This is a genomic window from Bacillus sp. FSL K6-1366 (assembly GCF_037976695.1).
In the GTDB taxonomy this organism is placed as follows: Bacteria; Bacillota; Bacilli; order Bacillales; family Bacillaceae; genus Bacillus; species Bacillus subtilis.
Map to the genome: position 1 here is coordinate 3,363,300 of NZ_CP150268.1, position 16,642 is coordinate 3,379,941.

A 16,642-nucleotide genomic window follows, 5' to 3' on the forward strand; every position below is an offset into this window, starting at 1 on the left:
GTGATACAAATTGAGAATCAAACCGTTTCCGGTATTCCGTTTTTACATATTGTAAAGGAAGAGAACAGGCACCGCGCTGTTCCTCTCGTGATCTTTATACATGGTTTTACAAGCGCGAAGGAACACAACCTTCATATTGCTTATCTGCTTGCGGAGAAGGATTTTAGAGCCGTTCTGCCGGAGGCTTTGCACCATGGGGTACGGGGAGAAGAAATGGCTGTCGAAGAGCTGGCGGGGCATTTTTGGGATATCGTCCTAAACGAGATTGAAGAGATCGGCGTGCTTAAAAACCATTTTGAAAAAGAGGGCCTGATAGACGGCGGCCGCATCGGTCTCGCAGGCACGTCAATGGGCGGCATCACAACGCTTGGCGCTTTGACTGCATATGATTGGATAAAAGCCGGCGTCAGCCTGATGGGAAGCCCGAATTACGTGGAGCTGTTTCAGCAGCAGATTGACCATATTCAATCTCAGGGCATTGAAATCGATGTGCCGGAAGAGAAGGTGCAGCAGCTGATGAAACGTCTCGAATTGCGGGATCTCAGCCTTCAGCCGGAGAAACTGCAACAGCGCCCGCTTTTATTTTGGCACGGCGCAAAAGATAAGGTTGTGCCTTACGCGCCGACCCGGACATTTTATGACACGATCAAATCCCATTACAGCGAGCAGCCGGAACGCCTGCAATTTATCGGAGATGAAAACGCTGACCATAAAGTCCCGCGGGCAGCTGTGTTAAAAACGATTGAATGGTTTGAAACGTACTTATAAAGCACTAAGTTATTAACAAGAGCTGAATTTACGTTATACTGTAGAAAAAAGGAGTGAGGGAACGTGGAAGAAGCATTAAAAGAAAACATCATGGGCGCCCTGGAACAGGTTGTCGATCCTGAGCTTGGCGTTGATATCGTGAACCTCGGCTTGGTATATGACGTTGATATGGATGAAGATGGCTTGACGCACATCACCATGACGCTAACATCAATGGGATGCCCTTTAGCGCCGATTATCGTGGATGAGGTGAAAAAAGCATTAGCGGACCTTCCTGAAGTGAAAGACACAGAGGTTCACATTGTATGGAATCCGCCTTGGACTAGGGATAAAATGTCCAGATACGCAAAAATTGCGCTTGGCATTCAATAAAACAAAAGAGGACAGCCTGATATGTGAGGCTGTCCTTTTTTACAGCTGAAAGGAGTGAAAGGGAATGATGTACCTGCTGGCAGTTTTATGCCCGCCGCTTGCTGTTTTGTTTTCGGGAAAACCGTTTCAGGCCTTGCTGAATCTCATATTGACCTGTATCTTTTGGCTGCCGGGCGCGATTCACGCCTGCTTTATCGTCGCAGACCGCCGTGCCGAAAAACGGGCAAGAAGATAATTTGGAAAAATGAGGACGCAGTCATGGTATAATGGTCATAAAAACAGCAGGGAGAGCACTATGAAAAAGAAATTGCTTGCATTCGCGCTTTGTACTGGCGCGTATGCGGCCCTGTTTGCGTACTCTGTGCACTCAGAGCAAAAAACAGACACAAGCGAGATGACGGATGTCAGCCGCCTGATGCCTGTGAAAATAAAGCAGACAGTGAAAGGGCAGGAAGAGGAAACGCTCATTGACACAGTCAAAGAGGCAAATCGAAAAAACATAAAAATTTCAATCGCCGGGGCCCAGCACTCCATGGGCGGCCATACATATTATGAGGACGGCATCGTTCTCGACATGACGGGCTACAACAAAATCCTGTCACTCGATCAAGAGAAGAAAACCATCAGGGTGCAAAGCGGTGCAACGTGGAATGATATCCAGAAATACGTGAATCCATACGGACTCGCGGTAAAAGTCATGCAGTCACAAAACATTTTTACAATCGGCGGATCTCTCAGCGCAAATGCACACGGACGTGATATTCGCTACGGCTCGCTAATTGATACAGTCAAATCATTCCGGCTTTTAAAAGCTGACGGGACGATTATCACTGTAACTCCAAAAGATGATTTGTTTACGGCGGTCATCGGAGGGTACGGCCTTTTTGGCGTGATTCTTGATGTAACGCTTGAGCTGACAGATGATGAGCTGTATGTCATGAAGACAGAAAAAATGAATTACAGCACATACTCAGACTATTTTTCAAAGCATGTAAAAGGAAATCCAGATGTCCGAATGCATCTGGCGCGAATTTCAACAGCGAAAAAAGGATTTCTGAAAGACATGTATGTCACAAATTACGTATTGGCTGATCATCAGGATCAGCTGCCATCATACAGCGATCTCAAAGAAGATGAGTATACGGGAGCCACAAAGTTTGCACTCGGTTTGTCAAGACGGTATGAATGGGGCAGGAATTGGCTGTGGGACACACAGCAATCCTATTTCCTGAGCCAAAACGGCACAGAGATTTCACGCAATAACGTCATGCGGTCTGAATCAAAGTTTCTTGAGTATGAAAATAATGACAACACAGATGTTTTGCAAGAATACTTTGTGCCCGTGAAGGAGTATGGGTCCTATATTGATGACCTGAGACAAACGCTGTCGGACGAAGATCTGAACCTGCTGAACATTACGATCCGCTACGTGCAGAAAAATGAAAAGGCCGACCTTTCCTATGCGAAGGACGATATGTTTTCGCTCGTGCTATTAATAAACGAGGGCTTTTCAAAAGAAGACCAGGCAGATACTGCCCGAATCATCAGGCGCATGACAGACGTTGCCATCAAGCACGGCGGCAGCTATTATCTGCCTTATATGACCTACCAGACAAAAGCGCAAATGAGACAGGCATATCCGAAAAGTGAAGCGTTTTTTCAGAAAAAACGAACCTATGACCCGGATGAGCGCTTTATGAATTACTTTTATCAGAGGTATAAATAATGGGGAAAAACAAATTAAAATGGCTGACATTATCACAAAGCAGCGTGTTTTTCGCAAGCAGCTTAATCTTTCCGTTTTATATTCTGTTTGTGAAAAATATCGGCTCAAGCTACACACAGTTCGGTTTTTCCTACGGATTGTTCGGGTTGAGCGGAGCGCTCATTTACCCGCTCCTCGGACGGCTGTCTGAAAGGTTTGACAGCCGTTATTTTCTGCTTCTGAACTCGTGGGGGATGGCTGTTCTGCTTTTATATGTCCCGCATATCGGAAGCGTCGTTCAAGTGTATATCGTTCAAGTGCTGTTAGGGCTCTTTGGAGCGATGCAAAAGCATGGAGAAAAAGTGCTGATCGCTAATTTTACAGACAGCGGAGAGCGTGGAAAGAAGATTGGGAATTACCATTTTTGGACAGCTGTCTTTTCGGCAGCAGCCATTATGCTCGGGGGCTTTCTCGCTGACTTTTTCACAGTGCAAATGATTTTTTATGCAAGCTCTATTCTATACTTTTTGAGTGGATTGATGATGATGAAAACAGGCTGACGCGGTCAGCCTGTTTTTTTATGCGGCTGAAATGCGGCGCCGCATCAACGTTTTTGTGCTGGAGTCGTGCTGATTTTTTTGAGCGGAATTTCCATTGAACAGAAAATTTATAAATGAATAAAAATATTAAATATACGATTGAATTAATTTTTATTCATGTTATAATGTTAAATAATTTCACAAAGACCAAGAGGGTGAACTTGTTTTGAAAATAGGAATTGTAGGTGCTACAGGATATGGAGGCGCCGAACTTGTCAGGATTCTTTCGCATCATCCTCATGCAGAGGAATGCATACTTTATTCATCCAGCGGAGAAGGGAATGTCTATAGCGAGGGTTATCCTCATCTTACCGGCTTAGCGGATCAGAAGCTGAAGCCGATTGATATGAATACGATCAAACACGAAATAGATATCATGTTTCTCGCTGCGCCGCCCGGAGTATCAAGTGAATTGACTCCAAAGCTGGCAGACGCGGGAATTCCGGTTATTGATCTGTCAGGTGATCTGAGGATACAAGAACCGGCTGAATATGAAAAATGGTATAAACGGACAGCGGCACCGAAGGCAGTGATTCAAGAGGCGGTATACGGTCTGGCAGAACTGAATCAACAACAAATTCAACAGGCGAAACTCATTGCCAATCCAGGCTGTTTTCCAACAGCTGTTTTGCTTGGCCTCGCGCCATTGGCTCAAAAGAATCTGCTCGATGAATCTTTTGTTATCGTTGACGCGAAGACCGGTGTTTCCGGAGCGGGAAGAAAAGCATCCATGGGAACTCATTTTTCTGAGCTGAACGACAATTTTAAAATTTATAAAGTCAATGAACATCAGCACACGCCGGAAATTGAGCAGGCGCTGAATGAATGGCAGCCAGGTCTCGGGCCCATTACATTTTCGGCTCACTTGGTTCCGATGACAAGGGGCATCATGGCGACGATGTATACCAGATTAACCTGTGACCTATCCGCAGATGACCTGCATGATTTATATTCGGAATTTTACCAAGATTCATATTTTGTGAGAGTGAGGCCAAAAGGTCAGTACCCGCAAACGAAAGAAGTGTACGGCAGCAATTTCTGTGATATCGCCGTGACCCTCGATGAGAGAACGAACAGAGTCACGATCGTCTCGGTAATCGATAATTTAATGAAGGGTGCCGCCGGTCAGGCAGTGCAAAACTTTAATTTGATGAATGGCTGGAATGAAGAAACTGGACTCACCATCACGCCAATTTATCCATAGAACGGGAGAGAATCGAACCATGATTCAGTTAAGTGAAGATCAAATTGTAAAAGTAACAGGTGATGTATCCTCGCCAAAAGGGTTTCAGGCAAAGGGTGTGCATTGCGGGCTGCGCTACTCGAAAAAAGACCTCGGTGTCATTATCAGCGAGACACCGGCTGTGAGTGCAGCAGTTTATACCCAAAGCCACTTTCAGGCTGCTCCGATCAAAGTGACACAAGACAGCTTAAAGCACGGACCGACACTGAAAGCCGTTATCGTCAACAGTGCCATTGCCAATGCCTGCACGGGAGAACAAGGCCTAAAGGACGCATACACAATGCGGGAGAGCTTTGCTTCACAGCTTGGCATTGAGCCGGAGCTTGTCGCTGTTTCATCAACGGGTGTCATCGGCGAGCATTTAGACATGGAAAAAATCCACGCGGGGATCGAGCTGCTGAAAGAAACACCTGCGGGATCAGGCGATTTTGAGGAAGCGATTTTAACAACTGATACGGTAATCAAGCAGACGTGCTATGAGCTGGCAATCGGCGGCAAAACAGTCACGATCGGCGGAGCGGCCAAAGGCTCTGGGATGATACACCCGAACATGGCCACGATGCTGGGATTTGTGACAACTGACGCGGCAATCGAAGAAAAAGCGCTGCAAAAGGCGCTTCGGGAAATCACTGACGTTTCATTTAACCAAATCACAGTTGACGGAGAAACATCCACGAACGATATGGTATTAGTTATGGCGAATGGCTGCGCCGAAAACGAGTGCCTGACAGAAGACCATCCAGACTGGCCGGTCTTTAAAAAAGCGCTCTTGCTCACTTGTGAGGATCTGGCTAAAGAGATTGCCAGAGACGGAGAAGGCGCGACAAAACTAATTGAAGCCCAAGTACAGGGAGCGAAAAACAATCTTGATGCAAACGTCATTGCCAAAAAGATTGTCGGCTCAAATCTTGTAAAAACGGCAGTATACGGAACAGATGCCAACTGGGGGCGGATCATCGGAGCCATCGGACACTCCGCAGCACAGGTGACGGCAGAAGAAGTAGAGGTTTATCTTGGCGGCCAATGCCTGTTTAAGGATAACGAACCTCAGCCATTCTCTGAATCTCTCGCCAAGGAATACCTTGAAGGAGATGAAATCACCATTGTCATCAAGATGGATGAAGGGGACGGAAACGGGAGAGCGTGGGGCTGTGACCTGACCTATGACTATATCAAAATTAACGCGAGCTATCGCACGTAATAAAGGGGAGCGAAATGAAGAAAACTATCGTTTTTAAATGCGGGGGAAGCGTCATCCGTGAGCTGTCGGAGGAATTTTTTCAAAATCTGAAAGAGCTGATGGCGTCAGGCTGGAAGCTGGCGATCGTACATGGCGGGGGACCGGAAATCACGAATATGCTGAAACGGTTAAATATCAAGACAGAGTTTTCGGGCGGACAGAGGAAAACAACGAAGCCGGTGCTGGAAGTGGCGGAAATGGTTTTATCCGGTTCTGTCAATAAATTTTTCGTTGCTGAGCTTGCCAAACACGGACTGCGAGCCGCAGGCATTTCTGGTAAGGATGGCGGTCTTTTGGAGGCTGATTATCTAGATCCGGAAACATACGGAGAAGTGGGAGAAATCAAAAAAGTCGATGCGTCCATGGTGAACGCGCTGATGGAAAATGGCATCATCCCCGTTATTGCGCCGCTGTCTATGACAAGCGACTGCAAAACGCTGAATGTAAATGCTGATCTGGCTGCTTCAGCAGTCGCCGGAGCGCTTGAAGCCGATAAGCTGATGTTCGTCACGGATGTCGATGGAATCATGAAGGAAAAGCAGCGTCTGGACGTCCTGACCTCTAAGGAGATTCAGATGCTGATCAAGCAGGAAGTGATCACAGGAGGGATGATCCCGAAGGTCAATTCAGCCTTGTCAGCTTTATCAGATCAGGTGTCTGAAGTCATGATCGTAAACGGAAAAGGATCATTCTTCGCAGAACAAACCTTTCAAGGGACAAAAATCGTCAAAGCAAAGGAGGCTGTTTCATGAGCAGCTTGTTTCAAACCTACGGCCGTTGGGATATTGACCTCAAAAAAGCAAAGGGAACGTACGTTGAGGATCAAAACGGCAAAACGTACCTCGATTTCATTCAGGGGATTGCGGTGTCAAATCTAGGACACTGCCATGAAGCGGTGACAGAAGCAGTCAAAAAACAGCTTGACAGCGTATGGCACGTATCCAATCTGTTTCAAAACAGTCTCCAAGAGCAAGTGGCGCAGAAGCTGGCGGCGCATAGTGCAGGAGATCTTGTCTTTTTCTGCAACAGCGGCGCGGAGGCGAATGAAGGTGCGATAAAGCTTGCCCGAAAAGCAACTGGAAAAACAAAAATCATCACTTTTCTTCAGTCGTTCCATGGCCGCACGTATGCAGGGATGGCTGCGACCGGACAGGATAAAATCAAAACAGGCTTCGGCCCGATGCTTGAAGGCTTTCACTACCTGCCATACAATGATCCTTCTGCTTTTAAAGCTCTTGGGGAGGAAGGCGATATTGCCGCGGTGATGCTTGAAACAGTGCAGGGAGAAGGAGGAGTCAATCCGGCGAGTGCTGAATTTTTATCAGCCGTACAGTCGTTTTGCAAGGAAAAGCAAGCCCTTCTCATCATTGATGAAATCCAGACCGGCATCGGACGGACGGGAAAAGGCTTCGCATATGAGCACTTCGGACTCTCACCGGATATCATCACAGTCGCCAAAGGATTGGGAAACGGCTTTCCGGTCGGCGCTGTCATCGGAAAAAAACAGCTTGGAGAAGCGTTTACCCTTGGTTCTCACGGAACGACTTTCGGAGGAAACATGCTGGCGATGGCTGCTGTGAATGCCACATTGCAAATTGTATTCCAGCCTGACTTTTTGCAAGAGGCTGCTGACAAAGGGGCGTTTTTAAAAGAACAGCTTGAGGCAGAGCTAAAGAGCCCTTTTGTTAAACAAATCCGAGGTAAAGGATTAATGCTTGGAATTGAGTGTGATGGCCCGGTTGCTGACATTATTGCTGAATTGCAGACATTAGGCTTGCTTGTATTGCCGGCCGGCCCGAACGTGATTCGGCTGCTGCCGCCGCTCACCGTGACTAAGGATGAAATAGCAGAAGCCGTCAGCAAGCTGAAACAGGCAATCGCTCATCATTCCGCTGTAAACCAGTGATTTTTTTTTCGATGTAAAGGCATAAAAATTCATTTTTATAATTAATTATTCATCAAGAGGTGGGCTGTTAGATGGAAGGTTATTTAGTGTTAGAAGATGGGACATCGTTCAGCGGCGAGCTGGACGGTCATGAAAACTGTACGGGAGAAGCTGTTTTTTTCACAGGAATGACAGGCTACCAGGAAGTGCTGACAGATCCATCATATAAGGGACAGATTATTGTATTTACCTACCCGCTGATTGGCAACTACGGCATAAATGAAAAGGATTTTGAAAGCAAGAAACCGCAAGTAAAAGCCGCGGTTGTCTATGAGGCGTGTGATCACTTTTCTCATTATGAAGCGGTATACAGCCTCAAGGAGTATTTACAGAAATGGAACATTCCGCTGTTAACCCATGTTGATACGAGGGCTGTCGTGAAGAAAATCCGGGCAAACGGGACGATGGGTGCGACAGTCACAGCCTCTAAAGAAGGAGCTGAGATTGCTCTTCAACCAGAGAATGTGGCAGAGCAGGCTTCCGCCCAGGAAATCAGCACATTCGGCGACGGGAATAAACATATCGCTCTCATTGATTTTGGCTATAAAAAGTCAATCGCATCATCACTTGTCAAACGAGGCTGCAAGGTTACCGTGGTGCCATACCAGCAAATGGAGACCGTATACAACATCAAACCCGATGGCATTGTGCTATCGAACGGACCTGGAGATCCGAAAGCAATCCATCCATATTTAGGAAAGATCAAAAGCATCATCAGCCGCTTTCCGACTCTAGGCATTTGTCTCGGACATCAGCTGATCGCGCTCGCGTTTGGAGGGAATACTTTTAAGCTGCCATTCGGGCACAGGGGAGCTAATCATCCGGTCATTGACCGTGAGACGAAACGGGTCTTTATGACAAGCCAAAACCACAGCTATGTGGTTGATGAACAGTCAATTAATGAAGAAGAGCTCACCATCAGGTTTCATCATGTCAATGATACGTCAGTTGAAGGGCTTGCCCATAAAAAACTGCCTGTCATGAGTGTTCAATTCCACCCGGAAGCCCATCCCGGACCTGCGGAAAGCGAATGGATTTTTGATGATTATCTAAAGAATGTGATACCAGCAAGGAGAGAAATCGCGCATGCCTAAAGACACCAGTATTTCAAGCATATTAGTAATCGGCTCAGGCCCGATCATCATCGGGCAGGCGGCAGAATTTGATTATTCGGGCACTCAAGGGTGCATCGCGCTGAAGGAGGAGGGCTACCGGGTCATTCTCGTCAACAGCAATCCGGCGACAATTATGACTGATGAAGCCTTCGCTGATGAAATTTATTTTGAGCCTCTGACAGCAGAAAGCCTGACAGCCATCATTAAGAAAGAACGGCCTGATGGGCTTCTTGCCAATTTAGGCGGTCAGACCGCGTTGAATTTAGCGGTGGAGCTTGAAGAAACGGGTGTTTTAAAAGAGCACGGCGTCAAACTCCTCGGCACATCCGTTGAAACGATACAAAAAGGAGAGGACCGGGAAAAATTCCGTTCGTTAATGAATGAATTAAAACAGCCCGTACCGGAGAGTGAAATTGTTGATAACGAGGCCGATGCCCTCCATTTTGCGGAATCCATCGGTTTTCCTGTTATTATCAGACCGGCTTACACATTAGGCGGAAAGGGCGGAGGAATCGCCCCTGATAAAGAAGCCTTTACAGCTATGATTAAACAGGCGCTATTAGCAAGTCCGATCAATCAATGCCTTGTCGAAAAAAGCATTGCCGGTTTTAAAGAAATTGAATATGAAGTCATGCGTGACAGCAATAACACATGCATTACCGTCTGCAATATGGAAAATATCGATCCGGTCGGCGTGCATACAGGTGACTCTATCGTTGTGGCGCCGTCACAAACATTGACAGACGAAGACTATCAAATGCTGCGGACAGCAAGTCTGACGATCATCTCAGCACTTGATGTTGTAGGCGGCTGTAACATTCAATTCGCGCTTGATCCATTCAGCAAGCAATATTACGTCATTGAAGTGAATCCGCGTGTAAGCCGGTCATCGGCTCTCGCATCTAAAGCGACCGGTTATCCGATTGCGAAGATGGCCGCGAAACTGGCAGTCGGATACACTCTTGACGAGCTGAAAAATCCGCTCACAGGCTCGACTTACGCAAGCTTTGAACCGGCACTGGACTATGTGATCGTCAAATTTCCGCGCTGGCCGTTTGATAAATTCAAAAACGCAGACCGCAAGCTTGGCACAAAAATGAAAGCCACCGGTGAAGTGATGGCGATTGAACGGAATTTAGAAGCAGCGATACAAAAGGCAGCCGCGTCGCTTGAATTAAAAAATATCGGGACACACCTTCCAGAGCTCAGCGGGTTGTCAATTGGTACGCTATGGGATTTGGCAATCACTCCGGATGACCGCAGATTTTTCGTTGTCATGGAGCTGTTGAGCCGCAGCGTCTCGATTGATGACATCCATGAAAAAACAAAAATTGATCCGTTTTTCCTTCATACCTTTGACAACATCATCAAATTGGAAAACCGCCTGATGGAAGCAGGGAGCGATCTCTCTTTTGAATTATTGAAGAAAGCAAAGGAAAAGGGATTCTCAGACGCAACGATTGCCTCACTGATCGGCAAAACAGAGGAAGAGGTGCGCGCGCTTCGCAAGGAGATGGGCATTACGCCTTCCTTTAAAATCGTAGATACATGCGCGGCAGAGTTTGATGCGAAAACAAACTATTTTTACTCCACATATTTCGGAGAAACCGATGGAGACATCAGCCGCAAAGAGAAAAAACGCGCGCTCATTATCGGATCAGGCCCGATTCGGATCGGCCAAGGCGTTGAATTTGATTATAGTGCTGTTCACGGTGTGCTGACACTGCAAGAGCTTGGATTCGAAACCATCATGATTAACAATAACCCGGAAACGGTCAGCACCGATTATGAAATTGCGGATCGCCTGTATTTTGAACCGATGACAACGGAGCATATTGTAAACGTGGCGGAGCAGGAAAATATTGATTTTGCAATTGTGCAATTCGGCGGCCAAACTGCAATCAATGCTGCTGAAGCGCTCGAAAAAGCCGGCATTACTCTTCTTGGCACATCATTTCAAACGCTCGACGTGTTAGAGGATCGGGATCAATTTTATCAGCTTCTTGACGAGCTGGGATTGAAGCACGCAAAAGGAGAAATTGCTTATACAAAAGAAGAAGCCGCTTCAAAAGCGAGTGAGATCGGCTATCCGGTGTTAATCCGCCCATCTTACGTTATCGGCGGAATGGGCATGATCATTGTTGACTCGCAAGCCCAGCTTTCTCAGCTGCTGAATGATGAGGACAGCATGCCATACCCGATTTTGATTGATCAGTATGTGTCTGGAAAGGAAGTCGAAATTGATTTGATTTCCGACGGCGAGGATGTCTTTATCCCGACATATACCGAGCATATTGAACGGGCAGGTGTCCATTCAGGGGACAGCTTTGCCATTCTTCCCGGGCCGTCCATCATGAGCGGGCTGCAGCAGGGCATGAAAGATGCGGCACAAAAAATTGCCCGAAAACTTTCATTTAAAGGCATCATGAACATTCAATTTGTGATCGACAATGGAAACATACTCGTTCTTGAAGTGAATCCGAGAGCGAGCCGCACGGTTCCTGTCGTCAGCAAAGTAATGGGCGTTCCGATGATTCCGCTCGCCACACGTCTGCTGGCGGGAGCGTCCTTAAAAGATCTAGATCCGGCAGTTCAAAATCATCATGGAGTTGCCGTGAAGTTCCCTGTTTTTTCTTCTCATGCGATCCAGGATGTGGATGTCAAGCTTGGGCCGGAAATGAAATCAACGGGAGAAGGCATGTGTGTCGCATATGATTCTAACAGCGCCTTGAAAAAAATCTATACAAGAGTCTGGAGTCAAAAAGGAAGCATTTATTTGCAAAACGTTCCGGAAGATGTGCAGGAGTTAGCAGAAAACGCAGGTTTTACAATACATGAAGGAACATTTGCCTCATGGATGGAACAGGAAGGAAACTCGCTCCACATTAATCTGAGCGGTTCTGAAGAAGCACGCAAAGAACGTTTGGAAGCCATGACGCACGGCATCCCCGTCTTTACAGAAGAAGAAACTGTGCGGGCGTTTTTACAAAGCGGTTCAGGCCATCCGCAGCCTGTATCTCTCAAAGACCTCTATAAAAAGGAAGTGGCATCATGCACACAGTGACGCAAACCAGTTTATACGGAAAAGATTTATTAACGTTAAAGGACCTTAGTGAAGAGGATATAAACGCCTTGCTCACAGAGGCCGGTGAGCTGAAACAAAACAAAATTCAGCCTATATTCCATGGCAAAACCTTGGCGATGATTTTTGAAAAATCATCAACGCGGACCCGTGTTTCATTTGAAGCGGGCATGGCGCAGCTCGGCGGGAACGCCCTCTTTCTAAGCCAGAAAGATCTGCAGCTGGGGCGCGGTGAGACTGTCGCTGATACGGCGAAAGTGCTGTCAGGCTATGTGGATGCCATTATGATCCGGACCTTTGAACATGAAAAGGTGGAGGAACTTGCCAAAGAAGCTGACATTCCGGTGATCAATGGACTTACCGATAAATACCACCCATGCCAGGCGCTGGCGGATCTCTTGACGATTAAGGAGATAAAAGGGAAGCTTAAAGGCGTAAAAGTCGCATACATCGGTGACGGAAATAACGTGGCGCACTCCTTGATGATCGGCTGTGCGAAAATGGGCTGTGATATCTCGATCGCTTCGCCAAAGGGATATGAAGTGTTAGATGAAGCAGCTGAAGCGGCAAAAACATACGCACTTCAATCCGGCTCTTCTATCACACTGACAGATGATCCGGTTGAAGCTGTAAAAGACGCGGACGTGATTTATTCTGATGTGTTTACAAGCATGGGGCAGGAAGCGGAAGAGCAAGAACGTCTTGCTGTCTTTGCGCCTTATCAGGTAAATGCGGCGCTGGTCAGCCATGCCAAGCCTGACTATACATTTTTACATTGTCTCCCTGCGCATCGTGAGGAAGAAGTGACTGCAGAGGTTATTGACGGGCCGAACTCTGCAGTGTTCCAGCAGGCGGAAAACCGTCTTCATGTGCAAAAAGCACTGCTGAAGGCCATTTTATATAAAGGGGAATCATCAAAAAACTGCTGAGCCAAACTCAGCAGTTTTTTTGATGGCAACATATTCACAGCCGCTTAGGCGCATACTACAGCAAAAAGGAAAAGGAGGAAAAACAGTGGGACAGCAGCACCAATTCCGGCCCGGACAGAAAGCGCCTAATAACGGTGTCTACGTAGAAATCGGCGAGACAGGGAGCATGGTTAAAAACCCTCAAAAGGTCCATCTGTCAGCAGGGGAAATGTTCCCCGAAACATCAAACCACAACCGGCTGTGGACCTACAAAAGAAAGCCGTGACCACTAAAAAACCCAAAACAATAAATGTTTTGGGTTTTTGGCTTTTTAATGCTGGCTTGCATTTTTGTTCATAGGCATGATTTCTGCTAAAACCATGATTAAGACATACAGTACAACAGCAATGACAGATGATGTTTTGAAATTATACGTAACGCTGTTCATGCTTGCAACCAAGTAGCATGCCATATGTGATAAAAGGAACGTCCAAATAAAGGCAATAATATATCGCACGTTTCCACCTCGTCCTTCTCATTCTATTCTAAAAGTTATCATACCATACAAAAAGCGAAGGGGGAATCCAATTTTAGCAGAAAGTGAGGTGACAAAAGAGTCTGATTCGTCACACTTTAATGGTAAAATATAAAACGTCAATCAGTATAATAGCCAAAAATGTAAAAGGCTAGGACTTTACCTTATTCGTTTCTTTTCTATTTACATAAGATAGCGTGAGATGAAGTGTGAAAGGAGGCGGGCAAGCGATGGGAATAACGGAAAGATACTTTCAACTGGGAACGGAGCATAATGTCATTCATCTGCCCTATCGCCCGAACGGCTTCGGCATCTTTATCTTGGGGGACAGAACCCACTTTGTCGGACATGATTCAAGCTTTTGGCAGCAGCATTATGGCAGAAATCAGCTTCTGAGCATGTTGATGAATGAAGGATACACTCTTTTTAACAGCAATCTGTTCGGAAGGCATTGGGGGGCGGAAAAAGCAGTCACCTATGCCAAACAGCTGATACATTCTGTGCTGAAGCAGGAAATCCTCAATCCGAAGATTCATATTTTAGCAGAAGGCATGGGTGCTCTCGTGGCCGATGAACTGCTTCGTTTTTCCCCGGATCATATCCGCTCAGCCGCAATGTTGAATCCTTGTCTCGATCTTCAGGCACATTATGAATCGGAAAAAGAAAATAAATTTTTCTATAAGCAATTTTTGAAAGAAGTATCGAAAAGCTACGGAATTTCTGAAAAAGAAGCGGAAGCGCTTCGTTATAAAACAATTCAAAGCTACCCGAGCGGCGTACCGGTTCATATATGGCAGCGTATGACCGGAGCTCCATATCCCTACAGCGTACATGCGGAAGTTTTCAAGGAAAAACAGCAAAAGCAAGGCTCACCGGTCGACATGACATTTCATTTATTTGAGCATCCAAGCAGAATTTATGCATCAATTTGCAAATTCTTTCATAGTCATGAAAAAGAATTATAGAGAATATAATGACAACAGCCTTCTCTTTTGCGGAGGCTGTTTTGTTTTGGGAAATGAAAAACCGGAAGGGCGGCAGATGCAATGGAATCAACGCTGATTGTAGGTGCGGACGAATTTTTCGGCCTTTCATTATGTGAGCGAATGATGGATGAAGGCATACATGTTGACGTTGTTCTGGCGGAAACAGAAGATAAAATGAGACAAATGTACTTAGAAGAAAGACTCATGTGGCTTGGGAGAAATGAACTCTTTCGCCAGCTTGAACACATTGGAGATCAAAAGTATGATACAATTTGTATCCAGTTCGGAAGTTTTTTGCCTTTAGACCAATGTGATTCTCCTTATATTTTAGTATATGAAGAAGACCGAAAAGAATGGGAAAAACGTGAAAAAACAGGCTCGGAAAAAACCGTGATCCTGCCGAAAATGTATGGGCCATGGAAAGAAGAAACAGAGGAAGACGGCTATTACACAAACGACGTCGCTGACGAGTTGCTGAGATTCCTGTTAGAACCAAGCCGTCATAGCAAAGATCAGCTTTTTGAATTGCAAGTCACAGAAAAAACCTCAAAAGATGAAGCAAAAACAAAAATTATCGAGTGGAAAAGACAATTTTCATCAATTTTCGACAAATATTAAGAAAAACCTTCCATGTTTCGAGTTTTCTAGATACAATAAACGTATAAAAATAAACATGTTATAGCTTGTCAAAAGGAGTTGAACATGACTTGATCACAAGGCTTGTCATGATCTTTTCTGTCCTCCTTTTATTGAGTGGATGTGGACAAACTCCGTTCAAAGGAAAAATTGAGAAGGTCGGCATGCTCTTTCCTGATACGATTAATGACCTCGTATGGGGTACAAAAGGGTATAAAGGATTACTGAATATACAATCCAAATACAATGTGGACGTCTATTATAAAGAAGGCGTTAAAACAGAAGAAGATATCATAAATGCGATTGAGGATTTTCATAAGAGGGGCGTCAATCTGCTCTATGGCCATGGGAGTGAATATGCTGAGGTGTTTAACTTGGTCGGCGAAGATTATCCAGATATGGAATTCGTCATTTCCAATGCGAAAGCGAAAGCTGATAATGTAACGAGTGTCCATTTTAGCGGGGAAGCAATGGGCTTTTTTGGAGGAATGACTGCTGCCCATATGTCGAAAACGAATCAGGTCGGTGTAATTGCCTCCTTTACGTGGCAGCCTGAGGTTGACGGTTTTATCAAAGGGGCCAAGTATGAAAATCCGGATATAGAGGTAAATACGAAATATACGGATCATTGGGATGATGATACAACAGCAGTAAAGCTTTATCAGAAAATGAAGAACGAAGGCGCGGATGTTGTGTATCCCGCCGGAGACGGGTATAATGTTCCTGTTATTCAGCAAATCAAAAAAGACGGTCTTTATGCCATTGGCTACGTCACAGATCAATCGGATCTGGGCGAGAATACCGTATTAACCAGCACGGTGCAAAATGTGGACAAGGCCTATGAAATCATTGCTGAACAATTTAATAAAGGCACCCTTGAGGACGGCGATCATTACTACGACCTGAATACGGGAGTCGTTGAGATGGGAACATTCAGCCCGCTCGTCGACAAAGACTTTCAGCAAAGAATCGCCAAGCTGATCAAAACATACAACAAAACAGGCGAGCTGCCAAAAAACGAGTAATGGAGTGACGTCACATGCAGCACGAAAAATCACTTGAATTCTTGCAAATTGCCATGAAATATCTCCCTGAAGCGAAAGAACAGCTTGAGAAATCAGGCATTGAGCTCTCAATGGAGGCCATCCAGCCGTTTATGAATCTATTTACAACGGTAATGGCGGAAGCTTATGAGCTTGGCAAGTCTGACGCTAAATCTGAAACAGAATAAGAAGAAGCCACTTTTTTGAAAGTGGCTTTTCACATGATTTTCTTTTTAATAGCGGAGAGCATGGGCGCAAGCTCCTTTAAAGCGGGCTTGATTTGATCAAGAGAGTTCATAATTGAACCGATTTGGTCCATAATATGCATGTAATTAATCGTCTCTTCGTCGTTTGTCTGAGAAACCTGAGAAACTTCCTCTTGCTGTTCCTCCTCCTTCTCTTCTGTTGGTTTTGCTGCATCGCCGAACATCATTCTTGAAAACACATCCAACTGCATACGCCTCC

The 16,642-nt window shown here is 45.7% G+C and carries 19 protein-coding genes; 17 read left to right on the forward strand and 2 right to left on the reverse strand.

What is annotated here, in order from left to right; genetic code table 11:
* The 13 genes from MHI44_RS17570 (at nucleotide 1) to MHI44_RS17630 (ending at nucleotide 13,263) form a co-directional block, all read left to right on the forward strand.
* On the forward strand, nucleotides 1–768 hold the full coding sequence (locus MHI44_RS17570) for a prolyl oligopeptidase family serine peptidase (RefSeq protein ID WP_339202493.1): 768 nt from the start codon (nucleotides 1–3) through the stop codon (nucleotides 766–768).
* Nucleotides 769–831: 63 nt separating this feature from the next.
* Complete coding sequence (locus tag MHI44_RS17575) at nucleotides 832–1,140, forward strand: metal-sulfur cluster assembly factor (protein WP_003232998.1); 309 nt, start codon at nucleotides 832–834, stop codon at nucleotides 1,138–1,140.
* Between the two features lie 64 nt (nucleotides 1,141–1,204).
* On the forward strand, nucleotides 1,205–1,375 hold the full coding sequence (locus MHI44_RS17580) for a YqaE/Pmp3 family membrane protein (protein ID WP_003232996.1): 171 nt from the start codon (nucleotides 1,205–1,207) through the stop codon (nucleotides 1,373–1,375).
* A 60-nt stretch (nucleotides 1,376–1,435) separates the two neighbouring features.
* Nucleotides 1,436–2,866, forward strand: coding sequence for an FAD-binding oxidoreductase (locus MHI44_RS17585; protein WP_328568509.1), 1,431 nt, complete (start codon nucleotides 1,436–1,438; stop codon nucleotides 2,864–2,866).
* Between the two features lie 44 nt (nucleotides 2,867–2,910).
* Nucleotides 2,911–3,405 (forward strand): MFS transporter, encoded by a 495-nt coding sequence (locus MHI44_RS17590; protein WP_010886476.1) that lies wholly within the window; start codon nucleotides 2,911–2,913, stop codon nucleotides 3,403–3,405.
* A gap of 205 nt (nucleotides 3,406–3,610) precedes the next feature.
* Complete coding sequence (gene argC, locus MHI44_RS17595; protein WP_041850987.1) at nucleotides 3,611–4,648, forward strand: N-acetyl-gamma-glutamyl-phosphate reductase; 1,038 nt, start codon at nucleotides 3,611–3,613, stop codon at nucleotides 4,646–4,648.
* Between the two features lie 19 nt (nucleotides 4,649–4,667).
* Complete coding sequence (gene argJ / locus MHI44_RS17600) at nucleotides 4,668–5,888, forward strand: bifunctional ornithine acetyltransferase/N-acetylglutamate synthase (RefSeq protein ID WP_212058995.1); 1,221 nt, start codon at nucleotides 4,668–4,670, stop codon at nucleotides 5,886–5,888.
* Between the two features lie 14 nt (nucleotides 5,889–5,902).
* On the forward strand, nucleotides 5,903–6,679 hold the full coding sequence (argB, locus tag MHI44_RS17605) for an acetylglutamate kinase (RefSeq protein ID WP_339202494.1): 777 nt from the start codon (nucleotides 5,903–5,905) through the stop codon (nucleotides 6,677–6,679).
* Entirely contained in the window at nucleotides 6,676–7,833 is a 1,158-nt protein-coding gene (locus MHI44_RS17610) for an acetylornithine transaminase (protein WP_317680067.1), read from the forward strand. The genes argB and MHI44_RS17610 overlap by 4 nt, the downstream gene beginning before the upstream one ends.
* A gap of 71 nt (nucleotides 7,834–7,904) precedes the next feature.
* A complete protein-coding gene (locus MHI44_RS17615) occupies nucleotides 7,905–8,966 on the forward strand; it encodes a carbamoyl phosphate synthase small subunit (RefSeq protein WP_339202495.1) in 1,062 nt (353 codons plus the stop codon).
* Complete coding sequence (locus tag MHI44_RS17620) at nucleotides 8,959–12,051, forward strand: carbamoyl phosphate synthase large subunit (protein ID WP_339202496.1); 3,093 nt, start codon at nucleotides 8,959–8,961, stop codon at nucleotides 12,049–12,051. Before MHI44_RS17615 ends, MHI44_RS17620 begins: the two co-directional genes overlap by 8 nt.
* Nucleotides 12,039–12,998 carry an ornithine carbamoyltransferase gene (argF, locus tag MHI44_RS17625; protein WP_339202497.1) on the forward strand — a complete coding sequence of 320 codons (960 nt, stop codon included), beginning with the start codon at nucleotides 12,039–12,041 and terminating at the stop codon, nucleotides 12,996–12,998. Before MHI44_RS17620 ends, argF begins: the two co-directional genes overlap by 13 nt.
* Nucleotides 12,999–13,083: 85 nt before the next feature.
* Nucleotides 13,084–13,263 carry a YjzC family protein gene (locus MHI44_RS17630; protein ID WP_003245356.1) on the forward strand — a complete coding sequence of 60 codons (180 nt, stop codon included), beginning with the start codon at nucleotides 13,084–13,086 and terminating at the stop codon, nucleotides 13,261–13,263.
* Nucleotides 13,264–13,308: 45 nt separating this feature from the next.
* Here the strand turns inward: MHI44_RS17630 and MHI44_RS17635 are convergent, their stop codons facing one another.
* Nucleotides 13,309–13,494 carry a DUF2929 domain-containing protein gene (locus tag MHI44_RS17635; RefSeq protein ID WP_003245236.1) on the reverse strand — a complete coding sequence of 62 codons (186 nt, stop codon included), beginning with the start codon at nucleotides 13,492–13,494 and terminating at the stop codon, nucleotides 13,309–13,311.
* 248 nt (nucleotides 13,495–13,742) lie between these two features.
* On the opposite strand from MHI44_RS17635, the gene MHI44_RS17640 reads away from it, so the two are divergent.
* The 4 genes from MHI44_RS17640 to comZ all read left to right on the forward strand — a co-directional run bounded on the left by MHI44_RS17640 (nucleotide 13,743) and on the right by comZ (nucleotide 16,365).
* A complete protein-coding gene (locus tag MHI44_RS17640) occupies nucleotides 13,743–14,477 on the forward strand; it encodes a hypothetical protein (RefSeq protein ID WP_032721340.1) in 735 nt (244 codons plus the stop codon).
* An 81-nt stretch (nucleotides 14,478–14,558) separates the two neighbouring features.
* Nucleotides 14,559–15,116, forward strand: coding sequence for a hypothetical protein (locus MHI44_RS17645; protein ID WP_015252365.1), 558 nt, complete (start codon nucleotides 14,559–14,561; stop codon nucleotides 15,114–15,116).
* An 89-nt stretch (nucleotides 15,117–15,205) separates the two neighbouring features.
* Nucleotides 15,206–16,159, forward strand: a complete 954-nt coding sequence (med, locus tag MHI44_RS17650; RefSeq protein ID WP_339203572.1) for a transcriptional regulator Med — start codon at nucleotides 15,206–15,208, stop codon at nucleotides 16,157–16,159.
* A 14-nt stretch (nucleotides 16,160–16,173) separates the two neighbouring features.
* Nucleotides 16,174–16,365 carry a ComG operon transcriptional repressor ComZ gene (gene comZ / locus MHI44_RS17655; protein ID WP_003224559.1) on the forward strand — a complete coding sequence of 64 codons (192 nt, stop codon included), beginning with the start codon at nucleotides 16,174–16,176 and terminating at the stop codon, nucleotides 16,363–16,365.
* Nucleotides 16,366–16,394: 29 nt separating this feature from the next.
* Here comZ and yjzB read toward each other — a convergent pair whose 3' ends face one another.
* Nucleotides 16,395–16,634 (reverse strand): spore coat protein YjzB, encoded by a 240-nt coding sequence (gene yjzB / locus MHI44_RS17660; protein ID WP_003232972.1) that lies wholly within the window; start codon nucleotides 16,632–16,634, stop codon nucleotides 16,395–16,397.
* Nucleotides 16,635–16,642 lie beyond the last annotated feature (8 nt).

Coding starts and splice junctions, on each gene's coding strand:
- MHI44_RS17620 (WP_339202496.1), top strand. CDS start 8,959: ATGCCTAAAGACACCAGTATTTCAAGCATATTAGTAATCGGCTCAGGC.
- yjzB (WP_003232972.1), bottom strand. CDS start 16,634: ATGCAGTTGGATGTGTTTTCAAGAATGATGTTCGGCGATGCAGCAAAA.
- MHI44_RS17580 (WP_003232996.1), top strand. CDS start 1,205: ATGATGTACCTGCTGGCAGTTTTATGCCCGCCGCTTGCTGTTTTGTTT.
- comZ (WP_003224559.1), top strand. CDS start 16,174: ATGCAGCACGAAAAATCACTTGAATTCTTGCAAATTGCCATGAAATAT.
- argF (WP_339202497.1), top strand. CDS start 12,039: ATGCACACAGTGACGCAAACCAGTTTATACGGAAAAGATTTATTAACG.
- argJ (WP_212058995.1), top strand. CDS start 4,668: ATGATTCAGTTAAGTGAAGATCAAATTGTAAAAGTAACAGGTGATGTA.
- MHI44_RS17615 (WP_339202495.1), top strand. CDS start 7,905: ATGGAAGGTTATTTAGTGTTAGAAGATGGGACATCGTTCAGCGGCGAG.
- MHI44_RS17585 (WP_328568509.1), top strand. CDS start 1,436: ATGAAAAAGAAATTGCTTGCATTCGCGCTTTGTACTGGCGCGTATGCG.
- MHI44_RS17610 (WP_317680067.1), top strand. CDS start 6,676: ATGAGCAGCTTGTTTCAAACCTACGGCCGTTGGGATATTGACCTCAAA.
- MHI44_RS17645 (WP_015252365.1), top strand. CDS start 14,559: ATGGAATCAACGCTGATTGTAGGTGCGGACGAATTTTTCGGCCTTTCA.
- argB (WP_339202494.1), top strand. CDS start 5,903: ATGAAGAAAACTATCGTTTTTAAATGCGGGGGAAGCGTCATCCGTGAG.
- MHI44_RS17640 (WP_032721340.1), top strand. CDS start 13,743: ATGGGAATAACGGAAAGATACTTTCAACTGGGAACGGAGCATAATGTC.